The following is a 16,887-nucleotide window of genomic DNA, read 5'->3' on the forward strand; positions in this document are numbered from 1 at the left end:
TCATTGCTCGATGCCGGTGGCTGTGATCAGCACCGGGTAATGTCGCAGAGCCAGGCGCTCGGCCAGGTCGTCACCGGCCACAGGCGCGAGGGCTACGCCCGGCACCAGGGCGCGCAGCCGTGCCAGGCCCTGCACGGTCTCGACGTTAACCACCAGGCCCACCGCGCCGCGCTGGCGCAGCGAGGCCGCCTGACGACGAAGCCAGGCGCGGGACGCCTCGTCGTCGCCGATGACCACAAAGGGCCGCAGGCCCGGCGCCTCTATCACCCGCCGCGCGACGGTGCCAGGTGTGAGCTTGGCACTGCGCACCGGCAACATCGCGGCCTCGTCCATGGGCGTGGCGGGCACCGGGAGCATTGGGATGGGCGGTCGGGCCGGCGCATCGGCGCGCGGCTGAAGGTTCAGAGCCTCGTAGTACGGCAGCGCCGACGCGCCGCCACGGTCTTCGACCACGATCAGCGGCTCGCCGGCACGCGAGGCCAGCGGCAGAGCCGCCAGCAGCACGAGCAGACCCTTCAGCGTGAAGTTGCTCAGAGGGAGGTTCGTCATGGGGATGTCTCCTGGCGCGCAGCGAGGGCCGCGGTGGTTGGGTGCGTGCCCTGCACACGGGCAAGGTGGCGCGACACGCTCCGCCTGTAACGGGCGGCAGGTTCTCCGCCCGCAGGACGGTGGTAGCGACCGATTGCCAGCAACCAGTCCTCGCCAGTGGTGTGCTGCTCTTTCAGGATTTCAGCGGCGATGGAAAGATTGCGGTACGGGTCGAGCAGGTCGCACGCGCTGGCGTAGCGCTGTTGGTGGTAGCCGAGGTTGATCTGGCCAAGGCCCGCGTCGATGCGCGTGTGCGGCGTGGCGCGCATCGCCTGCTGCAAACCGGCGCAGGCGTCGGCGCGTGTTGCGTAACGACGCGACTGGCCAGCGACGTTGAGCGACCACGGCCACGGGACGATGCGTCCATTGCGTCGGATGCCGCTCTCTTGCAAGGCTACGGCGTAGAGCACCGTCGAGGGGATGCCTGCGCGCTGTGCGGCAAGCTGGTAAGCCGGTGGCGGAAGCTCCTGGGCATGGGCGGCGCAGGCGCACAGGCCCGCCGCGATCACCAGTGCGCGCAAGCACTGCGAAACGGAGGTGGCCACTATGGCTGGCGCTGCCATTGACCGTTCACCTCGCGCACGACCGCAGGAAGGTCTCCGGGCAAGCTCAGCGACAGCCACCGCCCGCCATCATGGTTGAGCGTGATGCCACCGCTGCGCACGCGCGCCGGATCGACGTTCGCCCGCTTGGCCCAGTCGCGGATACGTGTGTCGTCCTGGCGGCTGCCGACCATGTACAGGTCGAACTCGGTACCAGAGGATTGCAGGCGCTGCACGAGCTGCCCGCAGGCCGCGCAGCCGTCCTTGATGAACACTGCCGTGCGGCCTGAACCGCGCAAGGGATTGGCGCTTGTGCCGGTGTCGGGCTTGTCGTCAGGCAGGTTCACCCGCTGCATGCCGGGATTCAGGCGCTGCCAGGCCTCGTCGTAGGCACGCTGGTAGGCGAGCAGCTTCTCGACACGGCGTGCCTCGATCTGTACCTGCAGCTCTGCGTAGCGGAGCCGTTCCTCGTCGGTGCGCGCCTCGATGCCCAGGGCGGACAGCGGGTCCAGGTTGGGTGAGTAGATACCCAGCGGCCCATCCATCAGTTCGCGATAGCGCGCCCACTCCTGCGGTTGCAAGCCCCAGTCGCTTGCCACCCGGTCGTCCAAGGCGCGAGTGACCAGCGGACGCTCCTGGCTCTGGGCATTGCCGGCGGGGGCCGTGGTCGGTTGCTGCGCCCAAGCGGACAACTGGGCAGACACCAGCAGAAGCGCGGAAAGGATAATGGCAGGCTTCATGTCATGTCCTCAGCTCAAGGGATCGCCACGCGACGGGTCTGGTCGCCGGCCTGAAACACGGCGGAGTTGCCCTCGACCGCCTGAAAGCGCCATGGGCCGAGCGAATCGCCGGGCAGCAGTACCTCAAGCTGGTCGGGCGTGAAGTCCCCGCTGCTCGGCGCGACGGACAGGCTGCGCTGGCCGGCGCGAAGTTCGGCGCCGACGATGCGGAACGGCAGTGGCAGCGGTTCCGGCTTGGCGTTAGGCCTGCGCGGTGTGCGCGGCTGAGCGGGTGCTGCGGTGCGCGCAACGGTCTGGCGCGTCTTGATTTGCTCGACCTCCGTGCGCAGCGCCTGAAGGTCGTCAGCAGCGGCATAGCCGCTCAGCGTTGTCTCGACCTGGGCAGCGCGTGCTTCCAGGAGTTCGCGGGTGTCTTTAAGGTCTGCCGCCGTTGCGACGGTTGGACGCTGCTGGATGGCCTCAATGGCCTCGGCCAGACCTACCGCCTGCGCTTCGAGACGTTGCAGGCGGGAATTAAGCAGCTCCTGGTCGACCTGCTCGTTCACCGCCTGGTAGCCGAGAGCGACGAAAACGCTGAGGCCGATCAGCCAGAGCCACATCAGGCTCTGCAACATCATGGCGGTGATCGGGCGACGGGGAGACTGCGCGGCATTCATGGCTGGCCTCCCGAAACCGAAGGCATCAGCGGAAACGTCTGCACCGCCTCGGCAGCAGGCGGTTCGTGTTCGTGCTCGGCGGTCGCACTGCCTCCAGCCTGCTCAAAGCAAATCTGCCGTGCCCGGTCATTCGCGTGCAGTTCCCAGGCCGGGCCAGCCAGGGTAAGCAGCGCATCGCGCAAGGTCATGGGGCCAAGATGCAGGTGCGCCGCCGGCAGCGGCAGCGCATACAACTCGGTCACGGCGTGGGCCATCTCGCAAAGCTGGTAACCACTGCGTTTGAGCACATGCCGCAGGCCATCGCCCACCGTGGCACGGGCATCCTCCGGCATGGACACATCGATGGTCTGCAACAGCAAGTCACGCTGCGCTGCCGAGGGTGCCAGCTCAACCAGCGTGTAGCGGCCATAGCGCACGACGGGAATGAACTCGGGTGCCTCGGGTTGGGGAACGGAGGCGATTTCCTCTATGGCGTCTGGTGCCAGTGGCGCGGTCGTGGTGGCGCAGCCGCTGGCCAGGGCAGCGGCCAGGAGACCAGCGCCGACCAGACGCCGGGATACATGGATGGCGGGCATGGCATCGGCTCTTCTGTTGCGATGCCGATACATTGGCGGCGCGATGCCGTGCGGTCAGCCAGGAATGCGAACTGGGTGGTGCCCGGTTTGCTGCCTTGGGCAAGCGCTCGGCCTTCACGGGAACACTTTGGAATGAGAGAAAAACGCAGCCCCGCCCACGAAGAACGCGGACGGGGCTGCAAGGTGGGAAGAACAGAAAGCCGGCGGCGCTAGGCCGGCTTGTGGCGTGGAAATCAGGCGGTGACCAATTGCCGGGCCAGCGCCACTTCGACGGAATCACCGTCCTGGTTCAGGACATCCAGCCCCGATTCGGGCACATCGCCCGAGGTGGACTGCGAGACCATGATCTTCTTGGCCATCAGTTCCAGGCAGGTCATCTGCGAGGAACCGGCATAGCCGAGGTAGATCACGCGCACGGGTTGCTTCTGCCCGATGCGCCAGGAGCGGCGTGCTGCCTGTTGGAGCGAGTACACGTTGTAGCCACTTTGCATGAACACAATCGTCGGGAACTCCAGCAGGTCCAGCCCCGTCTTGACCAGCTCGGGATTGGTGACGAGCACGTCGATGCCACGGTCCAGTTGCTCGGCGATCCAGTCTTCTCTGCGGCTGGCATCCACGCTTGCGCGCAGCACCGCCACCTTGAAGCCTTCCTGCTCCAGCAGCCCCTTCAGGCGCGACGTGGTATCGCGCGTGCCGGTATAGACCGTGTAGGCCAGAACCTTGCGGCCCTGTGTCTTCTCCTGCCTGCAGATCTCGATCAGCTCACGCTCCTTGGGGCTGATCTCGAACTCATTGAACTGAGCCGGGACAAACGCCAAGGTGTTGCGCGTGCGTGGATGCACCACGGTCTCCGACCGGAAGCAGCAATCCGGCCAGGCCAGCAGCACGTTGAGCACCACCCCCAGCAAGGTCGTATCGCGTCGCGCCAGAGCCTGTTTCAGCTCTGCGGTCAGCCGACCCGCCAAATCGCGGTAGGCCGCAGCTTGCGCCACGTCCATCTGGACTTCACGAAACTCCTCGTCATACGGTGGCAGGACGTTGCCACCGATGTCCTTGAGCTTGAGAAATATGGTGAACGGCAGGATGCAACGCAAGACCCCTTTCGGGCCGAAGCCGGGAGCCTTGACCGTGCGCACCGATACCTTGGTGCCCTTGGCCGTCTTGTGCGCCGTGCCGGCGCTCTCGGAGTAGATGTCCTTGAGGACGCCGTGATCGCGCATGAACGCCATCGCAGCCGAGGTCATGCTGCCGCTCGTGGTCGGGCGGTAGCCGTCTTCGATCATCCGCCCTGGCAGTGCCCGGAACAGCAGGTAGAACAGATCATCGCCGTAGCCGCCCATCAGCGTGCCGGTCAGCAGCAAGGTCTTGCGAGCCTTCGCCGCCAGCACGCCCATGGCCTGGCCCTGGGCACTGCCACCGTTCTTGTACTCGTGCGCCTCGTCGGCGATGAGCAGGTCGAACGTGCCTTGCGGCAGGTAGCGTTTGATGAACTCGGACGGTTGGTAGCCGCCCTCGCCAAAGCCAAACTCCATGTTGGCCATCGCACGTTCCATGCGCGTGGCCTGACGGTCGGAAAACACCAGCTCGCCATTGCCGTCCATCAGGTTGATGAACTCGTGGATGTTGTCACCCAGCATCGAGGCCAGGAAGCCGTCACCAAACTTCTGCATCAACTTCTGCGCGGTGACTTCCCCGATGGTCGGGATGCGCTTCAAGGCTTTGAGGACGACAGAGGACTGGTCACTGCCGGACAGACTACGCGGGCGGATCAGCGTCCACAGGGGCGCGGCGCAGTGGCTGCACTTCCTGCGGGACTCCTCGGCTTCGAGCGAGATCGGGTTGACCGGTTCGCCGTCGAGGTCCGTAATGACCGTGCCGCAGTTCGGGCATGCTGCCACGTCGCCGTGGCGGGTGCGCCGCTGGGTGAAGACCGGCTTCCAGTGGAACCCCATCCGCATCCGCACGCGCCCCAGGACGAAAAACTCCTGGCCCGTGGGCTGCACACCCAACTGCTCGCGCAGCTTGATGAGCTTGACCAGCGTATCCGGGCCATTGAGCACCCAGACCTTGGCGCCGGCCACCGTCTCCTGGATCTCGCGCCGCCACTTGTAGACCAGGTGGGGAGGCGAAAGTACCAGCGTGCGGCGGTAGCCTTCGGCGTTGAGCACCGCGGCCGTGGCGATGCCGACGGTCGTTTTGCCGCAGCCCATTTCGCCATTGACGATCGCAGCGCGTTCGCCTTGATCGACCAGCAGCTCGGCGGCAGCATGGACAACGTCGGCCTGGGCCTGGAACAGCTTGCGCTTGAGGCTGGCAACGACGAGTTGCCGCTGTGCTTGCGCTTGGCCGGTATAGACCGGCGGGTTGGCGCGGTTGAGAGAATCAAGCAGTTCGTCGCCGAACTCGCCGACAAAATCCTGAAGGCTCAGGGTCAGAGGGGATGATTCCGCTTCGAGCAGTTCGCCCGGTACGGGCGCTGCATTGCTGGCGGTGGTGTCGAGATCAACGGGCATGGTGATGCTCCATAAAAAGAATGGGGCATGCACCACCCCAGCGGGGCGATGACATGCCCCGTGGTGGGAAGAGAGACGGCGAACCGTCGGTGGTTGGACAGTACAGGCACTCCTTGGCCTGCGGTGACAACTCGCGGTCAGTACTCGTTGGGCAGCAACAGCGTGGTGACGCTGCGATCCCATTCGGTGATGATCCAAATCTTCAGGCCGGGTGTGACCTCGTAAGAAGAAAACAGACGATCCTCGCCGGACTTCAGCGCGGCATCGTTCTGCCGCCTGTCGCTGTCGTCGAGGTCGCCCCAATCGCCGCCGAGGTGGCGACGCAGGTAGGGAGTCGGGTTGAGCCGGCCCTGTCGGACCAGGTCATCGACGCCGCAGGTCATGACCACCTGGCCTGGCGAGAAGCGCAGGCTCGGTGTTTGGCTGATGGAAAGTGCTTGGGCTGCCATGGAAGGCTCCTGGATATGGAGGGGCCACGGCACCCCATCGGGGCGACTGGACCCCGGTAGGTGGAAAAATCGACGGCGAACCGTCGGCGGTGAAAAACAATCAGCGAATGGTCAACACCTCGCCCCGTGTCGGGGAATCAGGCGTCATGTCCCACGCGCGGATGACGGGAACAAACTTGTCGGTGAGGATGCGCGTCTCGGCGATCGAGCCGTCTTCGCGCTCGGTGAATTCCCGCTGGAGCGTCTTGTCCTTGTGGGTGTCACCTTTGACGACGAGCACGCGCCCCGTCTTGGATTGCACGACTCCCGAGATCGCGCCTGCGGCCAGAGCCAGGGCGAGATGCCAGTGGGACAAGGCCCGCGCCGGTGGACGTAGCGTCTGCTGCGCGGCCCCCAACTGCGTATCCCGCGACGGCCAGAGGCCTTGCAGTCTGCCAACCTCATCGGCGAACTGCTCCGGCTCCATCGTCACGCGGAAGAAATGCCCCGGCTCCGCCGGGCTGGCGGGGACGATGTACGGCAGGAACGGCCATTCGCTCGGCAGCTCCTCGGCTTCGATTTCGCCAAGCCCAATCTGCAGCAACAGACTGCGCACGGCCTTGACGGCATCGGGTGTCTGCTCACGCTGACGCACCCGTCGCCCGAAGATCACCACCTGCTTAAACTGCGTTTCCACCGCTCGATAGATCCGCAGGTCGGTGTAGTGGCGTGTCAGCCAGCCGACCAGCTCGGCATCGAGCACGTAGCCGGGGACGATGAAGACCAGCACGCCGCCGTACTGCAACAGGGGCAGCGTGCGCTGGTAGAACAGCTTTTCGAGGCGGGCTCGGCCCTGACCTTGATAGCCAATGTTGCCGTTGACGTCCTTGGACAGGTCGCCATACGGCGGATTGAGCCAGAGCAGACCGAAGGACTGCTTGGAGATCATCGTGTCCATCAGGTCCGCGTGCAGACAGTGATCGACCAGACCACGGGCATGGCGCGCCCGCTCTGCGTCGAACTCGACGGCGAACGCCTTGGCATGCTCGCGCCCCAGGGCATGAGCCGCTTCAGCGATTGCCACGCCTTCGCCGGCGCAGGGATCGAGGATGCACATCGGCCCATTGGATTCAGAGTTACTGGGCATCAATGCGTTGAGCGCTCTTTCGAGCGTGGGTTCGTCGGTCGGGAAGTACCCGTTTTTCACGAAATTGCGGGCGAGCCGCGGGAACATGAGAGCCATGGAAGTCTCCTGGTTGGCGGGGATGATTGGCGCAGGCACGCCTTGGCGTGCCTGCGCAGGTGGGTCAAGCCGCTACCGTTTCCGGCGTCCAAATCTTGGCCGGATAGGGATAGGCGGTGAGCACGTCACTGCGGATCAGCGAGCCGAGCGCCTGGGTCAGCGCCGGCACGTCGATGGCGAGCCGATGGCCCACCAAAGGCCCGAGGGCGAACGGCAGGCGGGTCAGCATCTCGCGGCTTTGCAGCAGTTCCAGCACGGTTTCGCGCCAGTGGTCGAGCAATGGCAGTGGGCAGGTGTCCTGCACCAACGTCCACAGGCGGTCAAGCCGGTGGTCGCTATCGCGGGGCAGCAATGCCAGTGCGCTGGCGTTGGCCTTGTCGGGCTTGACGCAGCGCCGATCGAACAGCCACACGTTGGACAGCGAACCGAACAGCGTTCGCCGGTAGGCGCGGGTCATGCGCTTTTCCAGGCGATCGACGTTGCCGACGAACACCGGGACGCTGCCGCCCTGGTCGGTGATGACGTGGAACTGCTCCAGGCCTTGCTCGTCACGCCCGAGGGTCAGGCGAGCAAGGAACTGCTGGACGGCGGTGTCCCGCGCCCAGATCGACAGGAAGATCAGATTGCCCTGGTCATCGCCGACGCAAGCGTCGGCCATCACGTCCGGGCATTCGTCGATGCGATACAGCGTGGTGGAAGAAGGGTTTGCGGGCATAGTGGTGTCCTCGGATAAGCGGGAACAGCAGCGCCGCTGGGGCAAGTGCTGCCCCTTGGGGTGGTAGGGCAAACGCCCTGGCTCAGGCCGTCAGCGTCGTAGCCGGGGCTGCTTTGGGTATGCGCCTCTGCGCGTGGTAGGCGCGAACGCCTGCACGCCAGTCGGCGGATTGCTCCGGTGCGAGATCCAGATAGGACAGCGGGCACGAGTAGTAGTACGGGTGCATGGATTCGTCCAGCGGCTTGTAGCCCCACTGGCCGCCGCTGCGTTGCAGCAGATCGCAGCGGATATAGCGCAGGGACTGACCTGGCGCGAGATCACGATGTACGCCGTCGGCTTTGGCCGTCACTTGCGTAACAGACCAGAGGACGTTGCCACGCAGTGCGTGGGCGATGACCTTCACGCTGGTGCGCTCGGTCTCTTGCGGTGTGATCAGTTCCGCGATCAGTTCAGACCGCGATTGGGGGGAGAAATACCAGCCCATGAGAGGCCTCCGGGAGAAATGAAGCCGGAGGCTTCCCCCGAGGGGAAGGCCCCCGGCGGGTGGGTGAGGAACACCGCAGATGCAGCGTTCCGTACTACGCGGGTTGCAGTTCGGCCTGGCGGCTCCACTCTTGCGTCTTGAAGTCCAGCGCATAACCCAGTTCGCTCAAGCGAGCGATCTGCGCGCGCAGGGTGCGGCGGTCGATGGTCGAATCCAGTTTCACGGACTCATCCAGCGGCCACAGCAGGCCGAACAGCGCGGCATCGCCCTCTTCGGTACTGCCGGAGGCAGTCGCCGTAGCGGGCGTCGGCGCATCCACACCAAAGGGGGTGGTATCGACCAGCGGGTCTGCGGATGCCTGCACAGGTGCGGGCTTGGCGGGCCTGGACGTTTTGGCTGGTTTGGCTGGTTTGGCCGGCGTTACCGCAGGCTGTTCGCCCAGCTCTTCATCAAGTGGATCGAGGTCCTGAGTGGCGAAGCTGCGTGCCTCGTCACGGCTCAGTTTGTCGATGTCGTAGAGCGTCATTCCGTCCAGACTGGCGCGGATTTCGAAACGCATGCCACCACCGACCGGGTAGGACTTCGGGAAGATGTACCTGATGATGAACTCCCCGTCGTACTTGCCTTCGGGGTATTGCTCCAGCTCCGGGTCCTTGACCTCGAACGTACCGAGGTGCGTGGCGAGGCGACCGACGGTGAAGGGGCCGTTCTTGCCGCGAATGGTGCGCAGCGTGAGTTGGCCGGGGACGACAATGGGCGAAACCGATTTATCGGATGCCGATGTGGCTGCCATGATGGTTCTCCTTAGCGATTGGGAAAACGACAAGGCCCGCGAGGGCCTTGCCGATCAGAACGAATCAGCCAATGCCGGCTCCTGCTTCTCGACTTCACCTTCGGGCTCGCGCTCGGCGGGCTCGGCAGGCTGATCGGCAGCGGGGCCGGCGTCCTCGGCTTCGGACGCGGATGCGTCCTGGGCTGGCGGCGTCTCGGCTTGCGCGGGGCTCGTCGGATAGACCTTGGTGCCGTCGATCTTGATCAGGCCGATGTGGATCAGCGTCGATTCCAGGCTTGCGGCCGGTTCCCCAGCGCGTTCACCCTTGGTGCGGATGTACGGATCGATCTTCATGTCGTTGAGACGGAAGGCGATCAGCACCTTGCAGTCCCCTTCGATGGCCTGCACGCACCGGCGAACCAGATGCTCGGCTTCAGGGGTGGTAACGATGGTGTCGAAGTACCGATACTCCGGTTCATCGACAGGCCCGGCCAGCGCGGCGACGGTGCAAGAGAGGAACGGGTCGCCATCTTTGGGCGTGACGTCCTTCGGACGGCTGAGGTAGCCGATGCCGCGGGTGATCAGCTCGTGATGCCTGATCGAAGCCAGTTCGGCTCGGTCAAGTGGCTCGGCCTTGAGCAGTCGCGCCTTGAGGGACGCGGCGGCTTGGCCTTTCTGCTCGCCCTTGTCGCGGATGTACGCATCGCCCCACAGGTCGCCGAGGCGAAAGCGCACCAGCGGGCGCTGCTTGGGATCGTCAACGCCGATGCAGCGCTCGACCAGCTTCTTGGCCTCGGCACCCGAGACCTTGACATCGAAATAGCGATAGCTGGGGTCCTTTGCGGAACCGACCAGCGCGGCGATGGTGCATGCCAGAAAAGGCTGCGCACGGCGGCCGCCCCGAACAGGCACTTCACGGACACGCTGGATGTAACCGATGCCCGAGGTGTGGAGGTCGAAATACGATTTCTCGTTGGACGTGGTGCTCATGGTGAATCTCCATAGGGATGAAGCGGAGACACGCCAGTCCCACGCTGCGGGGAAAGGTGCGTAACCCCGCGATGGGTTGATAAGGCGAAAGCATCCACCACCAGAGACTGGTGGCCGCTCGCGGATGGATGCGGTGCGAGCTGGCTCGGTCACGCAGTGGGAGCTGCGCCGCAACCTCGAAGACCGATGGTTGCCTGGCATGTCGCTGACAACGTCAGCAGGCATGGGCTCAGCATGGCCTCGCCTCGCGCGCGAGGCAGCCATCAATCGGCATCCGGGCGATTCCCTTTGATGAATCTCCCAGGCAGAAAAAAGGCCCTCCTTCCGAATGGAGGGAGAGCCTGTGGGGGCATGTCGCCTGGTTTTTTTCGTGGTGTCACGCAGGTACAGCGCGGCGCCGTCGGGACGTCTCCGCGCCGATCACGCTCACATCGATCAGACGCCAGCGTCCGTCGTCGATGAGCCGCTCCAGCACTTCGCCGAGCATGTCGAAGTACACCTCGTCGTGCCGATCGACCAACTCGCCGTCGCGGCGCAGCTCCACCGCATAGGTATCGCTGCCGCGCTGGTAGAGGATCGTCACCTGGCCGGCGAACTTCGCGGTCGAAACCGTGAAACTGATCGCCGGGGGCGTTTCGATGATCCTGGACGGCTTCGGATCGACCCAGGTGAAGTCGTGGGCGCCCGCATCGACCAGCATGTGGGTGATGCGCCGGAACCTGTCGGGCGCCGGCATTTCCTCCAACTGCTCGATGAGCTGACCCAGTTCCATGCACTGCGGCTCGGGAATGGGCAGCTTGGCCGGCGCGGAGCCGAGGATGTGTGTCTTGACGGTGTAGGGAGTGCCGTCGGACATCATCTCGGTGCGCTCTTCTGGCGTGTCCGCACGCAGGCCGTCGAAACGGCGACGGGCATAGGGTTGGACATGCACCTTGGTGCCCTCGCTGGGAACGGTGGTCACCAGGTTGGGATCGAGTACCGCGAACTCGCTGGGCTTGAGCTTGACGACGATGGCGTCTTTGCTGGCTGCTACCACCTTGCCGTCGAAGGGCTGGGGATCAATGACGAAGCCCAGTGTCGAGGACTGTGGTTGATCATCGAACACGCGGTACTTGAACGATCGCACGTTGCGCGGCACATGGCCTGCGACCAGCGAAGGCATCAGGGTCTTGATGAGAGAGCGATCCATGTGAATCTCCTTGAGGAAGAACAAGGGATTCCCGCCCGCAAGGGAGAGGTCCCTTGTGGGTGAATGGGCGCGATGCGTCCGTAGGAAGAAACAACCAGCACGGTTTCCCGCGCTTGCAGCCTTGAAGGTCTTGGCTGCCTGGGCATGTGTCGGCAACGCCGACGAACATGGGGTAAGGATGGCCCTTGAGTGAGCGGCCTGCGCTCAGCAAACCGCACCGCGCCGCACCCGCTTTCCTGCGCCGGGACAAGAAAAGGCCCCTCGAAAGGGGCTGGGTGGTCAGGCTTGGTACACGAAGTAGTGTTCGCGCTGACGTGGAAAGAACACGTGCTTCCACGTGTCGCCGCCGGTGTTGCCACCGTCGAAAACGACCATTTCGTAGTCGTCAATGTCGGTGTCGGCCAGATCGGCGCTGGCGATATGGCGCATGTGCAGCGTGCCACTCAAGCGCTCGAATACCAGGATCTGGCCGATGGCGTCGTCCTGGCCCATGGCGTTGACGCAGGCTCCAAGCTGATGCTCGAAGTCGCGTGCGGGCGAGATGAGGTCGGGGAACATAAAGTGCTCCTATGAAATTGGACCAGCCCGGCTCCTAGAAAGGAGACGGGCTGGCATGGAGGGCAAAGAGGAAGGTGGGCTCGTGGTGTGTTTGCTAGGACTCGGCCAGCGGCAAGCCCGGCAACACGGGCGCGTCGGCGTCGAGGATGAGGATGCGCACATCGGCCTGGCCAGCCAGTTCCAGGATGTTCGCCAGGTCGTCTGGCATGCCCTTGCTGCGGTGCTCCTGCCGAAGCTGCTCGGCGGTGATGCCATCGGCGTGCTCCAGGTTCTGGTCCGTCCAGGGCGTTGAGATCAGCTTGACGCCGATCGCCGGGCTGTACGGAACCCGAAAGGCGATGAACAAAAAGGCCTCCGGCGTGGCGAGGTCCGCCAGATTGGCGAGGTACTGGCCGGTTTCCTGGCTGATGTGCGCGCTGCTGATTTCCCAGCAGCGGCTGTAGTAGCCGGTCTCGAAACTCAGGCGCTGCACGATTTCCCGCGCGGCCTCGACCGAATAGCTGTCACCGACGTGGATCAGGCGATCGTCGAAGTCCTCGCCATGAATGGCATAGACCACGGCACCGATCACGCCTTCGCCGTTAACGCCCTCATCGGCATCGCATTCGGCCAGCACCTCGGCGCTTATAGGTTCAGAGCCGTTCGTGACCACCGCGAAATCGCTGGTGACGATGCAGGAAGATGAAATCAGTTCCTGGTCGGAAAGATGTTGCTGGCTCGGGTGGATATTTCGCCAGACATGCGGGCTTCCGTCCTCGTAGCTGATGGACAGCGTGCGGACGATTTTCAAGTTCCAGTAGCCGCGAACAAAGGGATTGGGATTCTGAGACATGGGAACGCTCCAGATTGAATAATGGAGCCAATTCCCGCCACCGGGAATTGGACCCAGTGGGTTGAAAAGGGAAAATGCGTCAGTCGGCGCTGATCGTTGGCTTTGATTCAGCCGCTTTACGCTGGGCTACGGAAAGGAAATCGAGGGACATGGCCGTGTGGACGCATGTCCCTCGTGGGGAACGAAAAGACGGGGGTGTGCCCGAAACGGGCTCACCAGCCGCTGTAGTTCACCATCAAGTCGGCGATGACCTTGCGGCGTTGCAGATCGAGGCCGTCGAAGTCCGACAGCCCGTCGAAGTGGCAGCGCTTGAGCATGGCACCGCCCTCGCGCGCGTTGTAGAAGCTGACCATGGCGGACAGGAACATGCGTTCGCCGCTGCTCAGGACGCCGAGGGCATCATTGAGCAGCAGCATGTTGGGACGCAGATCCCACTTGCTCTTGGCCTGGTTCAGACCTTCACGGGTGCCGTCGCCGAACCATTCGGGGCCAGCGATCTCGGCACCACGCTTCCATGCCTCGAAGAAGGCTTGGGGCGCGGCAGCGAAATGCTGCTCTTCCCGCATGATCTGATCGACGACTTCCTGCGGCAGCAGTTGATTCATGGCGTGATTCCTCCAGTTGGATCAGGGAATGGCGAGCTGGGACCAGCCGCCTCTTTCGAGGGCACGTTGAGCCGCCGCATGGCTGCGGAAGTACTCGTGCGATTCCCGCGAAACGGGACCTTCGGTATCGCGCGTGCCGATGTAGTGGCCGGCGGCGCTTTGCAGGACTTCGAGCGGCAGGAACTTGCCGCAATAGGTCAAGGCCAACTGGCCGAAAGAGGCTTTGTGGGACATGGGTAGGCTCCTTGGAAAAGCGAGGCCTTGTCCCTCACGGGATGGCAGCTCCCGCACGTGGTGGATAAAAAGCATCGGCGTCACGGGGACGCGCGTCCGCAGACTTGATGCGATACGGACTGGCGGGTTACGCGGGAAGAACCCACGGCAGCCTGGAACCCATGGCTGCTGGCATGTGCTGACGAATCAGCGAACATGCGGGCAGCTTCGTCCGGGAGCCTCGCTGCGTCAGTTGGAAAACGGCAATCGGCCCAGCCCGGATTGATGGCGCGGAGACAGAAAACCCGCATCGAGTGCGGGCTGTCAGGGGGGGCGTGGGTGCGTTGGCTCACTCGGTCTTGTCGCCCAGGACATACTGCTTCCACAGGGCGAATGCCTCGTCCTGTCCCAGTTCGGCCAGGACCACAATGGGTTGCGTTTGCCGCGCACGCAGCGAAGCGAAATACGCCTTACGGTCGGCGATGGCCTTGAGGTTGATGCCATCGATAAACAGCAGCTTGCCGTCCTTGATGAACAGCACCTTGTTGCCAAGGTCGCGCTCGAACGCGGCTCGTACTTTCTCCGGTTGTTGCATGCGTCGGTTTCCTGTTGCTGTGGCCGGCCCTTGGATCGGAACGTTGATCGACGAGACAAAGGAGCCGAAGGCTCGCTGACCTTCGGCTCGGGAGGAAATAACCACCCGTGGGCTGTTGCAGGCCCGGTCGTCGCTCGAACCGTCTGCTCATCAGCAATCACACCCGGCCCATGTCGTGGCTGGGGCCGGCATCGTCTGGCGCACATCCGCGCACAAAGGGAGCCCGTTTTTGCGCCGGTGGGCACCGGCACTGAATACCGCTGACCACAAAGGGTCTCCGGGTGGCTCGCGCTGCCAGGCAAGCCATCGGGGGACCACTTCGCAGTGGGCGGGAGAAACACAGACCAGCAGAACACGCGGGAGGCGGTTCGCGGAAAAACTACCTTCAGGTCCCGCAGCCGGGGACGGCTCGACGGGACGCGCACACGGACAAGAAGGCGTTGCGCGCTGGGCGACCCGCAGGGGCGTGCGGGACACGGGCCACGCCTTTGAAACAGGGTGCGGCCCACGGGAAACGGAGTCGGTTAGGCGCCTTTGCGGCCGCTGCTACGCGAGCGCGAAGCGCCACGCTTGGGCGGACCAGATTCGACCGGCAGCGTGCCTTTGCAGTCGGGGTAGCGACTGCACGACCAGAATGGACCGCTCTTGCCGGTGCGTTGGCGCGTCGATGCGCCGCACTGCGGGCATGCTGGTCCATGGGCAAGCTTGATGGACAGGGACATGCTGCCGTACTGCGCGATCAACTGCGAAATCCAGGCGGCCTGCTTGCCAATGAACACGTCCAGCGTGAGCTGACCAGCCTCGATCATGTCGAGTGCCTGTTCCCACACGGCGGTGGTGCCGGGGTCAGCAATCGCCGCAGGCACGGCATCGATCAGCGTGAACGCCGCATCCGATGCACGGATGGAGCGTCCCTTTTTCACGATGTAGCCGCGAGTGATCAACCCGCTGATGATGTTGGCCCGCGTCGCCTCGGTGCCGATGCCCGTCGTGTCCTTCAGCTTCTGCTTCAGGCGCGGGTCGGTCACGAAACGCGCAACACCCTTCATCGCCTTGACCAGTTCGCCCTGCGTATAGGGCTTGGGTGGCATCGTTTTGAGTGCCTTGATGTCGGCCCCAGCGATCTGACATGCCATCGCTTCGCGCAACGCGGGTAGCACCTGGCTGCGTGCAGAGGCGTCGGCGTCCTCATCAGCGCTGCCTTCACGTTCGGGCTCGTCCAGCACCAGGCGCCAGCCCTTGACGACGACCTGCTTGCCCGTAGCCACCAGCTTCTGCTGGCCGCAGGAAAGCTCGGCCACGGTGCGGTCGAACTCGTGGTGAGGGAGGAACTGGGCCAGGTAATGCGCCCGGATTAGCCGGTACACGGCCCGTTCCTTCTCGCTCATGACGGAAAGATTCGCCGGTTCGAGCGTCGGGATGATGCCGTGGTGCGCTGTGACCTTGCCGTCGTTCCATGCACGCGAACGCTGGGTGCGGTCGAGCTGACCCATGATCGGGCGCAGCGACGGGTCGGTCTTGAGCAGGCTGTCCAGGACGGTGGGCACCTCGGCGAACATGCTTTCGGGCAGGTAGCCGGAGTCCGAGCGCGGGTAGGTTGTGGCCTTGTGCGTCTCGTACAGGGCCTGGGCTATCTGCAATGTCTCCTGTACGTCCAGCCCGAGCTGCCTGGAACAGACCTCCTGAAGCGTCCCCAGGTCGAACAGCAGGGGCGGGCCTTCGCGCACGCGCTCGGTCTCGACCGACACCACCTGGGCGCTGCCCGCAGCGCGAATCTGCTGCGCCGCCTGCTGGGCGACCGGCTGTTGCAGGCAACGACCGGCGTCGTCGGTGCAGCCGTCGGGCGCAACCCACTGCGCGGAGAAAGCCTGACCCTCTGTGGACAAAGACACGTCGATGGCCCAGAACGGCGCCGACTTGAAAGCCGCGATTTCGCGGTCGCGATCAACGACCAGCTTCAGGGTCGGGGTCTGGACACGTCCGACCGACAGCACGCCGTCGTAGCCCGCCTGCCGCCCGAGCAGCGTGAACAGACGGCTGAGGTTCATGCCGACGAGCCAGTCTGCCCGCGAACGCGCCAGCGCCGAGTAGTACATCGGCAGCGTATCGGATGATGGTCGCAGCTTGCCGAGCGCAGTGCGGATCGACGCATCGTTGAGCGCCGACAGCCACAAGCGCTCGATGGGGCCACGGTAGCCGCACAGGTCGATGATCTCGCGGGCGATCAGCTCGCCCTCGCGGTCGGCATCGGTGGCGATGACGAGATGGGTCGCCTTCGCCAGAAGCGCCTTGACGACCTTGAATTGCGTGGCGGTCTTGGGTTTGACCTCGACCCGCCACTGCTGGGGAATGATGGGCAACTGCTCCAGCGACCAGCGCTTGAGCGCCGCGTCATAGACCTCGGGTGCTGCCGCTTCTACGAGATGGCCGATGCACCAGGTAATCGTGACGCCGGAGCCGTTGAGGCAGCCTTCACCGCGCTGTGTCGCGCCGAGAATCCGACCAATATCCTTGCCCTGGGAGGGCTTCTCGCACAAGAACAGCCGCATATCCGTCCATCCGATTTCCGTGGTTCATTGAGTTGCTGGAATCGAGGATGCCGGTCCCCACCAGGGGCAACAGCAAACAAGTCGCAAGCGGTGGCGACCA

The 16,887-nt window shown here is 64.3% G+C and carries 19 protein-coding genes; all 19 read right to left on the bottom strand.

The features are described from left to right. The 19 genes from LU671_RS11845 to LU671_RS11935 all read right to left on the bottom strand — a co-directional run bounded on the left by LU671_RS11845 (position 1) and on the right by LU671_RS11935 (position 16,787). A complete protein-coding gene (locus LU671_RS11845; RefSeq protein WP_003158633.1) occupies positions 1–549 on the bottom strand; it encodes an integrating conjugative element protein in 549 nt (182 codons plus the stop codon). Next, complete coding sequence (locus LU671_RS11850) at positions 546–1,151, bottom strand: transglycosylase SLT domain-containing protein (protein WP_003158632.1); 606 nt, start codon at positions 1,149–1,151, stop codon at positions 546–548. The genes LU671_RS11845 and LU671_RS11850 overlap by 4 nt, the downstream gene beginning before the upstream one ends. After that, a complete protein-coding gene (locus LU671_RS11855; RefSeq protein ID WP_003158631.1) occupies positions 1,133–1,870 on the bottom strand; it encodes a TIGR03759 family integrating conjugative element protein in 738 nt (245 codons plus the stop codon). Before LU671_RS11855 ends, LU671_RS11850 begins: the two co-directional genes overlap by 19 nt. A gap of 14 nt (positions 1,871–1,884) precedes the next feature. After that, positions 1,885–2,526 (bottom strand): hypothetical protein, encoded by a 642-nt coding sequence (locus LU671_RS11860; protein WP_003158630.1) that lies wholly within the window; start codon positions 2,524–2,526, stop codon positions 1,885–1,887. Further along, positions 2,523–3,101, bottom strand: a complete 579-nt coding sequence (pilL2, locus tag LU671_RS11865) for a PFGI-1 class ICE element type IV pilus protein PilL2 (protein ID WP_003158629.1) — start codon at positions 3,099–3,101, stop codon at positions 2,523–2,525. The genes LU671_RS11860 and pilL2 overlap by 4 nt, the downstream gene beginning before the upstream one ends. Before the next feature lie 233 nt (positions 3,102–3,334). Further along, positions 3,335–5,614, bottom strand: coding sequence for a helicase-related protein (locus LU671_RS11870; RefSeq protein WP_003158628.1), 2,280 nt, complete (start codon positions 5,612–5,614; stop codon positions 3,335–3,337). A gap of 137 nt (positions 5,615–5,751) precedes the next feature. Further along, the gene (locus LU671_RS11875) at positions 5,752–5,997 is read right to left on the bottom strand and encodes a plasmid related protein (RefSeq protein WP_425311439.1); all 246 of its coding nucleotides are present in this window, start codon (positions 5,995–5,997) and stop codon (positions 5,752–5,754) included. A 166-nt stretch (positions 5,998–6,163) separates the two neighbouring features. Continuing rightward, positions 6,164–7,285, bottom strand: coding sequence for a DUF6094 domain-containing protein (locus LU671_RS11880; protein ID WP_003158626.1), 1,122 nt, complete (start codon positions 7,283–7,285; stop codon positions 6,164–6,166). A 64-nt stretch (positions 7,286–7,349) separates the two neighbouring features. Next, positions 7,350–8,000 (bottom strand): hypothetical protein, encoded by a 651-nt coding sequence (locus LU671_RS11885; RefSeq protein ID WP_003158625.1) that lies wholly within the window; start codon positions 7,998–8,000, stop codon positions 7,350–7,352. Positions 8,001–8,082: 82 nt separating this feature from the next. Continuing rightward, a complete protein-coding gene (locus LU671_RS11890) occupies positions 8,083–8,484 on the bottom strand; it encodes a hypothetical protein (RefSeq protein ID WP_003158624.1) in 402 nt (133 codons plus the stop codon). Between the two features lie 94 nt (positions 8,485–8,578). Next, positions 8,579–9,277, bottom strand: coding sequence for a DUF3275 family protein (locus LU671_RS11895; protein ID WP_003158623.1), 699 nt, complete (start codon positions 9,275–9,277; stop codon positions 8,579–8,581). Between the two features lie 54 nt (positions 9,278–9,331). After that, positions 9,332–10,246 (bottom strand): DUF3577 domain-containing protein, encoded by a 915-nt coding sequence (locus tag LU671_RS11900; protein WP_003158622.1) that lies wholly within the window; start codon positions 10,244–10,246, stop codon positions 9,332–9,334. A 376-nt stretch (positions 10,247–10,622) separates the two neighbouring features. Beyond that, positions 10,623–11,435, bottom strand: coding sequence for a hypothetical protein (locus tag LU671_RS11905; protein WP_003158621.1), 813 nt, complete (start codon positions 11,433–11,435; stop codon positions 10,623–10,625). 279 nt (positions 11,436–11,714) lie between these two features. Next, the gene (locus tag LU671_RS11910; protein WP_003158620.1) at positions 11,715–11,993 is read right to left on the bottom strand and encodes a hypothetical protein; all 279 of its coding nucleotides are present in this window, start codon (positions 11,991–11,993) and stop codon (positions 11,715–11,717) included. A gap of 94 nt (positions 11,994–12,087) precedes the next feature. Next, on the bottom strand, positions 12,088–12,825 hold the full coding sequence (locus LU671_RS11915) for a DUF5983 family protein (protein WP_003158619.1): 738 nt from the start codon (positions 12,823–12,825) through the stop codon (positions 12,088–12,090). Between the two features lie 212 nt (positions 12,826–13,037). Continuing rightward, positions 13,038–13,430, bottom strand: coding sequence for a hypothetical protein (locus LU671_RS11920; RefSeq protein ID WP_003158618.1), 393 nt, complete (start codon positions 13,428–13,430; stop codon positions 13,038–13,040). Positions 13,431–13,451: 21 nt separating this feature from the next. Continuing rightward, a complete protein-coding gene (locus LU671_RS11925; RefSeq protein ID WP_003158617.1) occupies positions 13,452–13,664 on the bottom strand; it encodes a hypothetical protein in 213 nt (70 codons plus the stop codon). A 328-nt stretch (positions 13,665–13,992) separates the two neighbouring features. Continuing rightward, entirely contained in the window at positions 13,993–14,238 is a 246-nt protein-coding gene (locus tag LU671_RS11930; RefSeq protein ID WP_003158614.1) for a hypothetical protein, read from the bottom strand. A gap of 524 nt (positions 14,239–14,762) precedes the next feature. Beyond that, complete coding sequence (locus tag LU671_RS11935; protein WP_003158613.1) at positions 14,763–16,787, bottom strand: DNA topoisomerase III; 2,025 nt, start codon at positions 16,785–16,787, stop codon at positions 14,763–14,765. Positions 16,788–16,887: the final 100 nt, after the last annotated feature.

This window comes from Pseudomonas sp. NMI760_13, from assembly GCF_021283245.1.
GTDB lineage: Bacteria > Pseudomonadota > Gammaproteobacteria > Pseudomonadales > Pseudomonadaceae > Aquipseudomonas > Aquipseudomonas peradeniyensis.